Below are 14,239 nucleotides of genomic sequence, written 5' to 3'. Positions count from 1 at the left end.
TCCGACGTTCCAAGAAGATTTCAGAACATGCCATGGAGCTCGACGAAGCTCTGTCGCCGGTTGTCGATTGCGTTCTGCGGGATGCCGCCGAACTTTCGATAGCCCATGCGCAGCTGCAAGAAGGCAATGGGCGTGTACTCATACACGAGGCTATATCGCACTTTGTCGTCATGAGCCACGCGGCGGTCGGGATCGAGATGCTCACTCGTGAACTTCAAGTTATGGCCCTGCCGCACCAACCAGTTGGCTTCCAGTAGCGCGGCAACTTGACGACGCTTGCCCTCCGGATATCCGGCATCGCTGACCAGGTCGATTTCGGCCAGCCAGGCCACCGGCCCCGTCGTCGTGCCCGCGAACAGACCATACGCCTGGCGCCCCCCTGTCGCAGACTTGACCTGAGCAGCAGCGACACCTAGACGGCCCCAGGGTTGCATCCAGGTGGCTTGGGCCGTGGTCTGGTGCCCCTTAGAAGCACCCGTGTTGCCAGGGCCATTGCTTCGCACCAACTGAATCGACCACTCATCGCTCTCGTGCCCCAACTCCAGCCCCTTGTCGGGCACGGTCATGCTCACGCCGCTCAGCTGGCGCACAAAAGTCAGGTTGTCCTGCAGGCGCCATCCAAAGGGCAAGTAGAACTGGCCGGCCTTGGCGTACCAGCCCAGACCTGGCGTCTGCAGCCGCACGTAGGCCTCCTGCCGTTCAGCCTTGCCGGGTCCAACCTGCTGATCGAGGTAGACGCCAAGATAGTCCTTGATGAGCTGCACGTCGGCATAAAGCCGCACCTGCTCGGTGCCGCCAACGCTGCGCACGGGCTGACCAGAGACTGAGGTACGCGTCGTAGCGCTACGCGAATCGCCGCCCAGGCGCAGGCGGTCATCGAACAGCGATCCATTCCAACCCTGAAGCGCCTCGGGCAAGGAAGTAGCCGGGATGGCGCCTTGAACGAATGCATTACCAACGGCATTGCGCAGCCCTCCGCCGGTGGGGTTCACATGACAAGCGGCGCATTTGAGACCGCTTCGAACAGCGAGATAGGGCTCAGCACTGACACTTGAAAACAGCAGCACAAAAGCCATACCGATGAGCAATCGAAAGGCCTTCATTTTTGTGCTCCGTTGTTGATCCACTGACGAATGAGCCCGATGGTCTGGGCGTCCAGATAGGGACCACCCAGGGGCATGCGAGCTCCGACGGCCTGATGGCCCTCGAGCTTGTGAATCAAGTAGCTGTTGTCCGCATCACCTGGCGCCACGCGCTTGAGCGCTGGCACACCTCCGCTAGACACGCCGACCAGCATCACAAAGCTGTTGCTCGCGTCCAAGCGCAAACCGCGAGGCGCTGCAGCCCCGGAATGGCAAGCCGTGCAGGCGGGCGTGAACACATGGGACTGGATGGAGCTGAACTTGGCCGTCATCGGTCCCGCTGGATCGTCGCCCTCACCGATCGGCCTGCCATTGGCATCTAGACCTTCGCCGCTGCCGCCACCACAACCGGCGATGGCCGCCAATGCAGCGCATAGCCCGTACAACATTACCTTGGAAGCTTTCCTCATGTCCGCCCTTTCTTGGCACTCATTGCCCGGTGAGTACCCGTCCGGCGGGGTCAGGTTCAAGGCTAGGTGAAATGAACGACAGGCGGCAGGATCTGCAAATAATCAAAAGGCAGTCGTGAGTCCGAGCACCGCAGTTTGGCGACGACTCGAATCCGTCCAGATATAGGGCCCGCCACGGCTGACTGACACCCAAGCGAGTTGCAAGTCGCTGCTGGCGCCAAGCTGCCAGGACACGCCGAGGCGAAGGTCCACGCGAGTCGGTCCATGCGACCCGACATAGGACAGGATCCGCCCTCCACGCCCATCCAGCACACCGACATGGCCAATTGCAGCAACCCCATTGGCGAGTGGCCACCGCAGGTTGAACTCCGCATAGGCACTGCGGTTGCCGCTGCCATAGTAGTCCGGCGAGTGGAAAAAACGCACGCTCCAGCGCTCGCCCAACAGCCCTGCGTAGACCTCATTGAAGTCATAAGGTCCTGCCCGGTGAAACGTGTGGGCCAAGGCACCTACTTCTGCGTCGAGCCCCGGCAGGATCGCGAAGACCCGGCCACTGTAGCCCTGCAGCCAGGCGCCCTGCCGGCCTGCGGTAAAACGCGCTTGCGCCATCTGTACGCCGCCATACCAGCCCGCGTCGCCATCCCACGCCAGACCCAATTGAACGCTTGGCCGATTGCTGCTGTAGGACATGCCTCGATTCCTTGCATCGGTCTGCATAGACAAGGTCCCACCCAGATCGGCCCACGCCGGCCCGGTGACACCGAGCAGCGAGACAATCAAGAGCGTCAAACGAAGCAAGCGCGCGGAGAACATCAGTCGGAAGTTTGCCCCAGCGCAAGGCACACGGGCCCACGGCGCCCAGCATGGTGCGCCAAGGTCGCACAACCGTCGATGCGGCCTTTGTCGGTGATCAACGTCGCCTTCAACACATCCAAGGGCTGAGCTTTTGCATCCAATTCACGCACCAGCGCCAGCAAACCTGAGGCATGCGCGGCCGCAAAGGACGAACCCGTCACCACTGTCCAGCCACCGCCCGGTGCGGCGCTGGGCACATCACGCCCCGGCGCGAACAAAGTTCCTTCCGGCCCGGGCGGTGCGCTGCCAACGACCAGCACACCTCGATGGCTGGCCGGAAATGGCCCGCCCCGCATCGATTGCGCCGCAACGATGGTGGCGCCGCGCGCCTGCGCTTGGTCCAGCAATAGCGCCAGCAAGCGATCATCAGGGCCACCCAGGCTCATATTGATGATGTGCGCGCCATGCTGGATCGCCGCATGCAAGGCCTTGGCCAAGCCAAGGCTTGTGCACAGCGTCTGGTCCCGCGGTGCCTGCCAGCAGGCGCGCAATGCCAACAGCCGAGCTTGTGGCGCTACGCCGACGATGCCGGCGCCGTTGTCAGCTCTCGCCGCAATGATGGAGGCCACCGCAGTGCCATGAGCCTCCGCCTGCAGAGGCCGGTCGTCGACAAAGTTCTCGCTGAAGGCGATCTGTCCAGCAAGATCCGGATGACGCGTCTCGACGCCACTATCCACAACCGCCACGCGCACGCCACGGCCGGTGGCAAGCTTGTGCAACTCAGCCAGTTGCCACTGTTGGGCTGCGGGCTGCGCCGTATAGAGCGGCTCCTTTTGACTCACTGACGCTAGGCCTTGCGCTTCATAGAGACTCACCGCTTGAGCCCAGGCGACTCGATGGTCTTCCCCCACCTTCTGAGCCGATTCATTCGCTGAGCGAGGATCACCCTCAGGCAGACGCATGACAAAACAGTCCACGCCAGCCAGCGGCATCGCCCACTCGCTGAGCATCTCCAGCCCATGCGTACGGGCCAAGGCCTGAGCCACATGCCGGCGCGACTGCCGGCCCACGCCTTCGCCATACGTACCAGCGTAGCTACCATCCGGACGGTAATGCGCCTTGGGAAGTTGCAGCATGACAAGCACTTGACGTCGCGCTTCGTCCGCTTGCAAATTTCCTTGCGCCCACGCACCGCCAACAAGCAACCAACAGGCCCACAAAACAAGGGTGTTCCGCCAAGCCCTCATCGCGGCGGTCTCGGTTGCAGTGACTCTGCAAGCGCAACGATAGGCGCTTTGCGGAGTGCAGCGAGGCCTTTCGCATCAACGCGCAACAACCAAGCGCCGGTTTCAGTAGGTCCACCTACAACACTAGCCCCCTCGGACAGCAGCAACTTACGCACTGCGCGTTCACTCGTCTCGGGCTTGAACATGACCAATGCATCCGCAACAACAGGCACGCTGTTAGAAGCCGACAATCCTTCATAGACCGACTCAGCCGGGCTCGCCTGCAGCCACAAACCCAGCAACATGGCAATCGCCGCCCCCTGTAGGCCCAGTACCCAAGCAATCCACCGCGGCACCGTAGATGCCGTCGACTTGGCAGGCCGCATCAGTGCGTGCATCTTGGCTAAGCCCACCTCGACATCACCGCAATCACCTTGAGCTCGCGCCACGGCCAGCACCGTCTGCATGGGTTGCTCAGCAGCCAACTCATTGCGGCAAGCCTGGCAGTGCAACAAGTGTTGCCGCACTTGCTTCAAATCAGCCTCCCCGAGCTTGCCGCGCGCAAACCAGGGCAGCAGGGCCTGCACAGCCACGTGTTCATCTTTTTCCATGTGTACGACCACGCTCATCACAATTCACCTTGCCGCCCGGCCAAGTCGTCCAACAGCAGACGTAGCCGCCGCCGAGCGTAAAACATTCGCGTTTTCACGGTCTCGGGTGGACAGCGCACCACATCAGCAATTTCGGCATAGGCCATATCATGGAAATAACAGAGCTCCACAACCGTCCGATGCTCGAGCGACAGCTCTGCCATTGCTTCACGCAGCCGACCACGCAGTTGCTCGAGATCCAAACGCTGCTCCGGTCCTGGCCCGGGATCCATCGGCTCATCAACGCTTCCGTCGTCCACCGGCAAGTCCTGCCTAGCCAATGCCTTAAGCGCCTTGCGGTAGGCGATACCAAAAATCCATGTCGACAGCTTGCTGCGCCCGTCAAAGCTCTCAGCGCGCTGCCAAACAACCATCATCGTGTCATTCAACACCTCCTCGATCGCTTCCGGGCGGCGCATCATGTGCGCTAAAAATCGCCACAACCGGGGGTGATAGATCCGGTAGAGGACGTCAAATTCGCTCCGCCGTCCACGCTTAATGGACTCCAGCAGCGCCAACTCCGCGGACTCAGCCGACGGCGTTCGACCATCAACCGGGGCATCCTCACGCATTTTTTTGGAGCTGGGCCACTTCAACATTCTTGTCCTCGAAAACCCTTGAGTTCCAGACGAGCAACAAAAGGTTCAATCCAAATGCAGCATCCGTCACCGCAGCAATGGACAAAGCCTCACTTTCTGTAAGGCCAGTCCTTCGACGCATGGTTGATCTGAACTGAAGCGCACACCTGCTTAAAGAGAGCGTCGTACTGCTTGAACGTCGATCATGAGCTGTCGAACCAAACACTTCGACAAGGCGATATTTCTGCATGACTGCCTGCGCACTGAGTACACCTCTCATTGCAGGAGCTATTGCAGACGACGCAGTCACGAAGCTGCAGCCAGCGTCTCCTTGCTTGACTCGAGCGCCGACGTCACAGCTACCTCCCGCACCGCGATTAGCGCCCAAAGGCCCAGAGAGCAAGGTGCTAGCCGACACCGACTCACCCTTGAATGTGTTTGGACCGCTCGGCAATGCGTCGACGCCCCCCTGGGCGCCCGGAATGCGATTGCCAGATCTGGCCGGGGCACGTTCGCCGCATTTAAGTACGGCAGAACTGCCTAGCGACATGCCAATTCGCACTCTCGCGAGCGTCGACCTTTGGAACTTCGCGGAGTCCAGCAGATTTTTGGTATCAAAGCCTCGTAGATTTCCATTAAAACTAAGAGTCGCAGTCTCCACCAATGCCCCCTCGGCCGACTCGCCTCCACCAAAGTGGCACACGCCCAAGTGGCAAACTCCTTCAAGGGTAGACTGGCAAACACACCATCCTCCAACTGGCTGGACCTGGCCGGCGGATGAGGCATCTGCCTCCAACGGCGTCATGTCCGTGGATTTCACCAGACACCCGGCACATATAAACATGCCGAACTGAGGTGTAAGCACGCTCCATCCAATTCGTAACGAAGCCATCGGCAACGGACGCCTATCTGTCGGCCCGACTGAGGCTCGTCGTCCATCGAACTCTCAACCCATGGCTGCTCATACATAGGAACTCCGCTCTTTCATCCTTTGGGATCAGAAGATGAACAGCCTCACAAATACATGAGGTCTCTATGCATCCCCAGAACCACGGCACCACATCTGGGTTCTGCGGATCGCCGGCCTAGGAGGCAAAGGGCGATCGCCAACGGATTGAATGCACTTCAGGCCCAACAGTAGCCCGAGTCCACAAGGCAAGACTCGAGCAGAACCACTCTCTCGCCAAGGTACTTGATATGACAGAGACCCTTGACACTGGGCCAGCTGCGAGCGGGGAGCCGCAAAGTAGCGGCACCATCGAATAGTTGACCGCAAAGCATGGTGCAGGCAAGAAGGACCAGCTGCAAACTGCGCAACCGACGAGCAGAAGAAGCAGCAACAGTCCATTGCCCCCTTCTTCCGGGAAACCATCTCGTCTGGCAGGGCCTGCACCATCAAAATCAACCGCATCTGACCATTGCCACCTTGCTCTGGATTTGATGGCTGACAAGCACCCACCCCTTACGCTTGAAATCGAGCGACAGCGTCCACCAATTGGCTAGATTGATGTTTCAAGCTTTCAGCTGCGGCGGCCGATTGCTCGACCAATGCAGAGTTTTGCTGCGTAACTCGATCCATCTGACTGATGGCTTCACTGACCTGTCGAATGCCATTCGCCTGTTGCACGCTTGCTGCCGCAATGCCGCCTACCCTCGATGTAACGATTTCAATCGAATGCAACAGCTCCGCCATGGTTGAGCCTGCGTGCTCAACCATCGACGTTCCTTTTTCAACGGAAACTGCACTCGCACCGATCAGTGTTTTGACATCCTTCGCGGCGGCTGCGCACCTTTGCGCCAAAGCCCGGACTTCACCCGCAACCACGGCAAAGCCACGCCCCTGCTCCCCTGCGCGAGCGGCTTCCACAGCGGCATTGAGCGCCAGGATGTTCGTTTGGAAGGCGATCTGATCGATGGTGCCAATGATTTCAGAGATGCGGGCGGAGGCCGAGCTGATTTCCCCCATGCTCGATACGACTTCACCAACGACCTCGCGGCCACGGATCGCAGTCTTGGCCACCGCATGGGCCAGCTCATTCGCATCCCTCGCATTGTTCGCATTGTTCTGGACCGCGGCATCCAACTGACTCATGGTGGCCGCCGTTTGCTCCAGCGCACTGGCTTGCTCTTCAGTGCGCTGACTGAGATCAGAGTTTCCAAGGGCGATCTGAACACTTGCAGTGGCGACGCTGTGAGCATTTTCTCGCACGCTGAGTACCAAGCCAGAAAGTGCCCCTTGCATCTCGCGCAGCGCCTGAGACAGCACACCCAGCTCATCACTGGTGACGTTGTCAATTCGGGCTCGTAGATTTCCGTTTTTGATTTGCTCAGAGAAGTCAATGGCCAGCGCTAGAGGCTTGGTGATGGAGCGAGTAACCAGCCAAGCGAAGAAGAGTGCAGCCGCGATACCGACGGACGAAGCGCCAATCGTCAGCTTCATCGCTGTAGCCCGGTCCTCCGTTGCCTGCTCGTACTCGTTCTTCGCTACATCGGTTTGCAGCAAGATCAATTCATCCAATGCTTTCTGCGCCATGGGTGCAATTGGATGAATAACGTCTGAATTGACCTTCAAGCTCTCTTCCAACTTGCCAGCTTGCATCGCCCGCATCGCTGGCAGTATTCCTTCTTTCACGTAACGCGAGCGCACAGCAATGAATTGCTCAGCCAAACGCTCTTCGTCCGGAGCCATCGCTGTAGATTTGTACGCGTCCCAGGCCTTCCCTACACGCTCGACGTTGCTCAAGATCTCAACGCTTCGCTTTGTCAAATTCTCTTGATCTGGCCTCTGTTGCATGTCGAGAACGAGAACTCGATTGCGCACCATGAGGTAGTTGATTTCCGCCAGAGACTGGATCGCCTTCGTTCGATCCAAATAGACAGTCTTCAGTCGACCGTGAACCTGGTCGATCAAGGACAGAGACAAAACAGCGCTAATCGCAAGCAGAGCTGCAATTGCGCAAAATGACGCCATCAAACGGGTTCGAATACTGACTCTGTTTAGTACGTACATCCTGGCTCCTGAAATTGGTCCTACCCCGCATCAGCTCAATAGGCCATCGGCTTGCGCACTCTTGATTCAAGGCAAGCGATGCGCCACCTTATTTTGGGAAACAATGATTCCATAAATGCGCGACAATCGGTAGACGGAGTTGCACGGAATTTCCAGGCAAATCTTGGTCTACGAGAATCTATCCAGTTGAGCAGAGCTTGTCTCTATGCCAATGGTCGCAAGAGCGTTCTTGAACCAACCTCACCTGAGCAAAGCGCTGGTGTTCGGTACGCGCTCGAACTCAAGCCGAGAGAACCCACTGAGTCAAACGCCCTACTGGAGCAGCCAGGTGCTTGAGACCATCAACCCAAACACATGGGATCCATCAGCCAATTGCATCTTTCAGGATGGGGCCAAGTTGGCGGCAGATCGCAGGCCGTTGCGACCACGGCTATTCAACGAAAGCCACGCTCCACATTCCGTGAAAGCTATGTCGACAATTCTCGCGACAGAAGGTACGCCGACGAAAACGCTAGTCTTGACCGCAATTTTCTCCGCGGCTCGTCCGCGTCCAGTTGACTCACGAGGTGCCACCGGATGAGGCTTTACATCGACGAGCCCTTACAGGATTTCGATGAAGAAGCCTTCAACCATGTCGACGCTACTCTTGAATACTCAAACACCAGCAAGAAGGGAGTGTCCCCGTGAAGTTTGGAGGTTATGCGCCAGAGATCCGTAGTTTCGAAGTACATCAGATCAACGAAACCCTGATGGCCTGCCTGTCCCCGGTTGGGGAAGTGGTCTTCCTGTCCCCGATTGAAGTCGAGCAACTTCTACGGGATCCCGCCGGCCTTCCAGCAGCCACGGTCCGCGAGCTCAAGTCCAGGCACGTGTTGAAAAGCGCTGGAAACAGCCCAGGCCTGGATCGCCTGTATGCCGCCAGACTGAGTGCGAAGCGCTCGATCGCCGCCAACGGGCCGGAACTACATATTCTTGTCCCAACCCTGCAGTGCGCGCACAGCTGCCAGTATTGCCAGGTCAGCCGAGCAATCGATTCAGAAGGCTTTTCGCTCACGCAGGATCAACTTTTGATGGCCTGTGACACCATCATGGACAGCGGCGCGAGCTCCCTCACTGTCGAGTTCCAAGGGGGCGACCCCTTGAATCGATTCGACCTTGTTGAGTTCGGAATCGAAGCGCTGGCACATCACCACAATCGCCGAGGACGCCCCATTCGCTTCGTCATCGCCTCGACGCTCCACCAACTCACTGCCGACATGTGCCGATACTTTGCCCAGTACGACGTCAAGTTATCGACAAGCATTGACGGGCCCGCCTGGCTGCACAACAAGAACCGCCCTATTCCAAGTCGTGACTCCTACGATCGCACGGTTGCTGGCATCAAGTTGGCTGTCGAAGTACTGGGCCGCGAGAGCATTTCTGCCTTGATGACAACCACCAAGACCAGCCTTGATCATCCTGAGGACATCGTTGATGAATATGTGTCGCTCGGGCTGCACGAGATCTTCCTTCGCCCGCTCAGCCACTACGGATTTGCGCGCCGCAACCTTGGACTACTGGGATACACCACAAACGCCTTCATGGCTTTCTACCGACGAGCGCTCGACCGAATTCTCTGGTGGAACGACAGAGGAGTGCCCATCCGGGAAGTCCACGCGAGCCTCGTATTGAACAAGCTGATTGGCAGCTTCGACGCGGGCTATGTGGACCTGCAAAGTCCGAACGCAGCCGGCAGCGCCGTGCTGGTCTACAACTACGACGGGCATGTCTACCCAAGCGACGAGGCGCGGATGCTCGCTGAAGCGGGTGACACCAGCTTCCGGATGGGACTCATCGGTACGCCTCTCACCACCTTGCTGGCGAGCGAAGCCGCTCAACGCATCGCCCGTGAAGGCTCCGCCGATGCTGATAAGGCCTGCAAGGCCTGTTCGTTCAAGCACCATTGCGCTCCCAGCCCTGTCGATGCAGCATCATTGAGTGGCACTGCTCGGCCAACGGCCAGCACTGAGCACTGCCTCAGGAGCAAAGCACTCTTTGGCGAGATGCTGCAAAGACTGGTTGCGACCCGGGAATGCGGGGGCAGCGCTGGGGTGCTCTTTCATGCCTGGGCAAGTCCGGCCGGACAGGGCTCGTAGTCATGCGGAATGTGCACCTAACGACTGAAGCACATGCCTCTGGCATGTTCAGGGTGGACCGGATCGACCCTGACCTGGCTCAATTGAGTGGGTCTAACTGGACAGGCCCTATCACCATCGAAGTTCGAACGCGAACTTCAGCTCAGGAACCTGGTGCGCTCGGCTCCCTCGAGGTCGGAGACATTGTGAAACTGGCGCAGGGTAGCTCCCGCGCCGTCGTCTGCTTTCGCCCCAGCGACCGCCATCACACTCTGTTCGTCACCAATCAGTGCAATAGCCGCTGCCTGATGTGCTCGCAGCCACCGACTTCAGACGATGACGGTTGGCTTTTCACCGAGGCAGAGCGCATTGTCGAACTGGTGTCCGTTGCGCCGGAAGTGGTCGGGATCACAGGAGGGGAACCGACGCTCCAGCCAATGCGGCTGCGAAAACTCCTCGATTGCATCCATTCGCGGTGGCCGGATACCAAAGTGGAGGTGCTCACGAACGGCCGCTGTCTTGGCGATGACCAGGTGGCGGAGGCCCTCCTCAGCGGACTGCCACCTGGTCGTACCAACTGGCTTATCCCGCTGTATGCAGGCAACGATGAAGTCCATGATTTCGTCGTGCAGTCCGCCGGAGCCTTTGACGAAACGCTCTCGGGGCTGCTCAATCTTCAGCAATTCGGCCAAGGCATTCAGCTCCGAACCGTGATGGTGAAGCCCGTGATTGAGCATCTTGAGCAATGGGCCCGTTTTGTAGGGCACAGTTTGCCATTTGTTAAAGCGGCAGCCTTGATGGCCACGGAACCGATCGGGTTTGCGTTGGCCAACCAGGAAGCGTGCCTCGTCGACGTCACTGAATATGCCGACGAATTGGGTGTCGCCGTCCAGAACTTGGTGCATAGCGGCATATGCCCAGTCCTGATGAACATGCCTCTTTGCAAAGTACCCGAACCACTGCGGCGATTCGCAGCTCGAAGCATTTCAGACTGGAAGAACGACTACACGCCCGCATGCGAAGGCTGCGCACTCAAAGGAGCGTGTGCAGGCTTCTTCGTTTGGGACAAGAGCTCACTCTATCGAACGGGCATCAAGCCCGTCCCTGTGCAGGTTTTTGGAGGCGCACATGTCTAAATTCATTCATACCCTGGCTCTCTTCATCGCCAGTGCCCCGCTACTCGGCACAAAGGCCAATGCCGAGGCCGCGACAGGATCCGCGTCCCCGCCACTCGAACCCAAGCCCGTGTCTCTGAGGCCGCTGAACCTTGAGATGGACAACCTGTTCGCTGGCCACCGATCCCATTCCAGCCACCGATCGCACGCCAGCCACAGTTCGCACTACTCCGGGTCTGGTACAGGGTCGGCGGCGCCAAGTCCACCACCGTACTATGTACCAACGCCAGCCCCCACCCCGACGCTGACTCCGGCTCCGCCGCCGCGACAGTCTTACTCCTTGGTGCCTGAAGACTCGGGAGCGGATCAGAAGGGTACGAAGTCAAAGGCTCCAATCCCCGCGGCAGCGCAGCCACTGGGAAGCGCCTCAAAGGCGTCGGCTCAGCAAGACGAGGGCGCGGCACCAGACTTGACCCGAGGCGAGAAGCTCCGTTTACAGGTCATGCGTGTGCAAATCGCATTGAAGCGCCTGGGCCTGTTTCATGGGGTCGTGGACGGCGTCTTCACTGCTGAAACGCGGGAGGCCTTGTCGAACTTCCAGACGGTGAAGAACTTGCCAACCACCGGGATGATGACGACACAAACAATGAACGCGCTCGGTCTTCCTGCTGTGAACTAAGCGAGCATCTCAGCGATGCGTATTGGTAAGCTCATTCAGCACTTGCAGTTACACCAAGTCGAAGAGCTGGTGGATGCCGGCGAAGCCCATCCCTGGCCACTTTCGAGCGTAGACGCCCCATTTGGATGAACGGTGACGTTCGGGCTGGAGCTCTGGCATCGATGTCTAGCCTGATGCTGATGGAAAAGTCGATGAAGACGCGCCAGCAAGCACCACCAAGGCATGGACTTCGACACAAACCAAACCCATACCCCAAGCCCGAATGTGAGACCTGTCATCAAGGTGCCCTTCGCACACACGCTGGGGCGACATCCGTACACCTATGCTGCGACACATCCAATGGCGCACATTCCGAAGCCTGGGTATTTGTCTAAGCGCAGTCGCTGGTCACTCGACCGTCAAGGTGGCGAGGACTCTGCTACTTCCTCTCGCAGCTCGACGAAGAGGCAGCTGTGCACTGCCAATAGACACTAGAACTTCTGCCTCCTTCTTGCCTCGCGACTGCGAGTCTCTCATCCAGGCAGCTTGAAGGTGCCCACCTCAGTAGCCAGCCCGGCCGCTTGCTCCATCATCGTGTTGGAGGCCGCCAGCGTCTCCTCAACCAAGGCCGCGTTTTGTTGTGTCATTTGATCCAGCTGGCCCACCGCTTCGCTCACCAGACTGATGCCAATGGATTGCTCTGCGGTAGCCCGAGCGATATCAGCAAGCAGTTGATTTATTCGACCCGCTGACAAGACAATCTCCTCCATCGTCGCGCCGGCCTGACGCACAACCCGCACGCCGGATTCGGTCTGCTCGACGCTGACGCCGATCAGCCCCTTGATCTCCTTCGCTGCATTGGCCGATCGTTGGGCCAAACTACGCACCTCAGACGCGACCACAGCAAAGCCTTTGCCCTGTTCACCCGCACGAGCCGCTTCGACCGCCGCATTCAACGCCAGGATATTGGTCTGGAACGCGATCGAATCAATCAAGCCGATGATGTCATTGATGGTGTTGGCTGAAGACTGAATGCGCTGCATCGTCGCCACGACCTCGCCAATCACCTCACCGCCGCGCGACGCCACGCTGGCATTTCGCTCCGCAAGCGCGGCCGCTTCCCGAGTCGTTGCAGCAGTGCTGGCCACTGTGACTTGCATCTGTTCCATGGAACTGGCCGTCTTCTGCAATTGCGCTGCGGTCTGCTCGGTACGATTGGATAGATCTGATGTGCCGATTGTCAGTTGCTGGCTGGCCGAAGCGACTTGATCGGCTGAGCGCTGCACCTTACCCAGCGTTCCGGACAGACGTTGCTGCATATCGCGCATATGCAACAGCACCTGGCTCAATTCATCACGACCGCGCACTCTGACTGCTGTCGTCAAATCACCATCGGCCACTGCGATTACCTCGCGTGTCACCGCGCGCATGCCTGCATTCATGGCCAAAGCAAAGGCATAAAACAGATAAGCCGCCAGCACAATGAAGCCGCTCACCAGCGCCAGGGTCGATGTCAGCCGGCCACCCAAATCAGCTTCCCGCATTTCCAACATGGCGGCCAACAATTGGTTGTACTTGCCTTGCAGCTTCCAGAGTTGCGAGACCAATGCATCCGCACTGGCGGAGACCTTCTGCGCCTGCTCCACACCACCCGCACCCGGTGAATCGGTGGCCAAATCGCGGAACTTGGCAATCTGCTTTGGCAATTCGGCAAGGTCCAAGACAGCCGCGAGTTCCGTCCGGGCCTTGGCCACTTTAGAGGCATCGTCGATGAGGCGGGCTTCGAACAGTTCGATCAGCGCATCCATTCGCGCCAACTCCTGCGCCGCAATATCAGCCCCCTGTCCGGCGGCCGAACTCGTGGCCGAAAGAATGCCCATCTTGCTCACGTGTTCGATCAATTCCGGGAGCACCAGAAAGGCAGCGTCCATCGTGAAATAACTATCCAGATCAGGGTCGAGCACCAACCCGCTGGAATCCACCACCGCACCCAGAACCCGCGACCAGCCAGCCACATGCTTCGCATGTCCAGCATAGAGCTTGAAGAGGCCCTCGCTGCTGCCCGGCAAGCTCGCCAAGGCCTGCTCAGCCTTTGCCAATGGTTCGGCCGTCTCGAAGGATGCGCCAAACTGCGCATCCAGCGGCTTCAGCGCCTTGATCGCGTGAGTCAGTGCCGTGGCGCCACCTACTTCACCGCCAGCCATTTTCACGCTCTGACGCAACACTGCATCGCGATGCACTTGCGCTTGCCGCAGCACAGGCAACAGCTTGGCTACGTATTCAACGCCTCTGCGCTCCACACGCGTAGCCTCGATCAGTTCACGCTTGGTCTGCCAGAACGAACTGAGCAAGACCAGCATGGGAATCAAGAAGGCCGCGCTGATGATGGCGGCTTTGGCCGAAAACTGGCAGCGCTGCATAAGGCGCAGCGCTGGCGAGAACAAGCGCTTGAATCCTTGGTGATTCGAACCCGACCTGGAAACATCCCTCGGCATTTAAAACTCCTCAATTTAGAGCGCTGCGCCACTTCCGGTCAGGTTC

General features: G+C 58.8%; 12 protein-coding genes. 3 read left to right on the top strand and 9 right to left on the bottom strand.

Going from position 1 to position 14,239, the window contains the following annotated elements; translation table 11 throughout:
* Nucleotides 1–20: 20 nt before the first annotated feature.
* The 8 genes from LNV28_RS09990 to LNV28_RS09955 all read right to left on the bottom strand — a co-directional run bounded on the left by LNV28_RS09990 (nucleotide 21) and on the right by LNV28_RS09955 (nucleotide 7,811).
* The gene (locus LNV28_RS09990; protein WP_263568857.1) at nucleotides 21–1,103 is read right to left on the bottom strand and encodes a hypothetical protein; all 1,083 of its coding nucleotides are present in this window, start codon (nucleotides 1,101–1,103) and stop codon (nucleotides 21–23) included.
* Nucleotides 1,100–1,552 (bottom strand): hypothetical protein, encoded by a 453-nt coding sequence (locus tag LNV28_RS09985; RefSeq protein WP_263568856.1) that lies wholly within the window; start codon nucleotides 1,550–1,552, stop codon nucleotides 1,100–1,102. Before LNV28_RS09985 ends, LNV28_RS09990 begins: the two co-directional genes overlap by 4 nt.
* A 102-nt stretch (nucleotides 1,553–1,654) precedes the next feature.
* Nucleotides 1,655–2,365 carry a TorF family putative porin gene (locus tag LNV28_RS09980; RefSeq protein WP_263568855.1) on the bottom strand — a complete coding sequence of 237 codons (711 nt, stop codon included), beginning with the start codon at nucleotides 2,363–2,365 and terminating at the stop codon, nucleotides 1,655–1,657.
* Entirely contained in the window at nucleotides 2,365–3,483 is a 1,119-nt protein-coding gene (locus LNV28_RS09975; protein WP_263568854.1) for a S8 family peptidase, read from the bottom strand. The genes LNV28_RS09980 and LNV28_RS09975 overlap by 1 nt, the downstream gene beginning before the upstream one ends.
* 107 nt (nucleotides 3,484–3,590) lie before the next feature.
* Nucleotides 3,591–4,202 carry a zf-HC2 domain-containing protein gene (locus tag LNV28_RS09970; RefSeq protein WP_263568853.1) on the bottom strand — a complete coding sequence of 204 codons (612 nt, stop codon included), beginning with the start codon at nucleotides 4,200–4,202 and terminating at the stop codon, nucleotides 3,591–3,593.
* Nucleotides 4,202–4,822, bottom strand: a complete 621-nt coding sequence (locus LNV28_RS09965) for an RNA polymerase sigma factor (RefSeq protein ID WP_263568852.1) — start codon at nucleotides 4,820–4,822, stop codon at nucleotides 4,202–4,204. The genes LNV28_RS09970 and LNV28_RS09965 overlap by 1 nt, the downstream gene beginning before the upstream one ends.
* Nucleotides 4,788–5,051 (bottom strand): hypothetical protein, encoded by a 264-nt coding sequence (locus LNV28_RS09960; RefSeq protein WP_263568851.1) that lies wholly within the window; start codon nucleotides 5,049–5,051, stop codon nucleotides 4,788–4,790. The genes LNV28_RS09965 and LNV28_RS09960 overlap by 35 nt, the downstream gene beginning before the upstream one ends.
* A 1,212-nt stretch (nucleotides 5,052–6,263) precedes the next feature.
* Nucleotides 6,264–7,811, bottom strand: a complete 1,548-nt coding sequence (locus tag LNV28_RS09955) for a methyl-accepting chemotaxis protein (RefSeq protein ID WP_263568850.1) — start codon at nucleotides 7,809–7,811, stop codon at nucleotides 6,264–6,266.
* 683 nt (nucleotides 7,812–8,494) lie between these two features.
* Between LNV28_RS09955 and hxsB the strand changes: the two genes are divergently transcribed.
* The 3 genes from hxsB to hxsA are packed head-to-tail and all read left to right on the top strand — an operon-like array spanning nucleotide 8,495 to nucleotide 11,719.
* Entirely contained in the window at nucleotides 8,495–9,946 is a 1,452-nt protein-coding gene (gene hxsB / locus LNV28_RS09950) for a His-Xaa-Ser system radical SAM maturase HxsB (RefSeq protein WP_263568849.1), read from the top strand.
* Nucleotides 9,883–11,061: a His-Xaa-Ser system radical SAM maturase HxsC gene (gene hxsC / locus LNV28_RS09945; RefSeq protein WP_318013845.1), complete on the top strand. Its 1,179-nt coding sequence runs from the start codon at nucleotides 9,883–9,885 to the stop codon at nucleotides 11,059–11,061. The genes hxsB and hxsC overlap by 64 nt, the downstream gene beginning before the upstream one ends.
* The gene (gene hxsA / locus LNV28_RS09940; protein ID WP_263568847.1) at nucleotides 11,054–11,719 is read left to right on the top strand and encodes a His-Xaa-Ser repeat protein HxsA; all 666 of its coding nucleotides are present in this window, start codon (nucleotides 11,054–11,056) and stop codon (nucleotides 11,717–11,719) included. Before hxsC ends, hxsA begins: the two co-directional genes overlap by 8 nt.
* 512 nt (nucleotides 11,720–12,231) lie before the next feature.
* On the opposite strand, the gene LNV28_RS09935 is transcribed toward hxsA, so the two are convergent.
* Entirely contained in the window at nucleotides 12,232–14,142 is a 1,911-nt protein-coding gene (locus LNV28_RS09935) for a methyl-accepting chemotaxis protein (protein WP_263568846.1), read from the bottom strand.
* Nucleotides 14,143–14,239 lie beyond the last annotated feature (97 nt).

Origin of the sequence: Paucibacter sp. DJ2R-2, assembly GCF_025717675.1 — a bacterium.
Classification (GTDB): Bacteria; Pseudomonadota; Gammaproteobacteria; order Burkholderiales; family Burkholderiaceae_C; genus Paucibacter_A.
Note: the sequence above shows the minus strand (reverse complement) of the source record. Positions and strands in the feature narration are given on the sequence as shown.

Coding starts and splice junctions, on each gene's coding strand:
- hxsA (WP_263568847.1), top strand. CDS start 11,054: ATGTCTAAATTCATTCATACCCTGGCTCTCTTCATCGCCAGTGCCCCG.
- LNV28_RS09990 (WP_263568857.1), bottom strand. CDS start 1,103: ATGAAGGCCTTTCGATTGCTCATCGGTATGGCTTTTGTGCTGCTGTTT.
- LNV28_RS09975 (WP_263568854.1), bottom strand. CDS start 3,483: ATGCTGCAACTTCCCAAGGCGCATTACCGTCCGGATGGTAGCTACGCT.
- LNV28_RS09960 (WP_263568851.1), bottom strand. CDS start 5,051: ATGCAGAAATATCGCCTTGTCGAAGTGTTTGGTTCGACAGCTCATGAT.
- LNV28_RS09970 (WP_263568853.1), bottom strand. CDS start 4,202: ATGAGCGTGGTCGTACACATGGAAAAAGATGAACACGTGGCTGTGCAG.
- LNV28_RS09985 (WP_263568856.1), bottom strand. CDS start 1,552: ATGAGGAAAGCTTCCAAGGTAATGTTGTACGGGCTATGCGCTGCATTG.
- hxsC (WP_318013845.1), top strand. CDS start 9,883: ATGCGGGGGCAGCGCTGGGGTGCTCTTTCATGCCTGGGCAAGTCCGGC.
- LNV28_RS09980 (WP_263568855.1), bottom strand. CDS start 2,365: ATGTTCTCCGCGCGCTTGCTTCGTTTGACGCTCTTGATTGTCTCGCTG.
- LNV28_RS09965 (WP_263568852.1), bottom strand. CDS start 4,822: ATGTTGAAGTGGCCCAGCTCCAAAAAAATGCGTGAGGATGCCCCGGTT.
- LNV28_RS09955 (WP_263568850.1), bottom strand. CDS start 7,811: ATGTACGTACTAAACAGAGTCAGTATTCGAACCCGTTTGATGGCGTCA.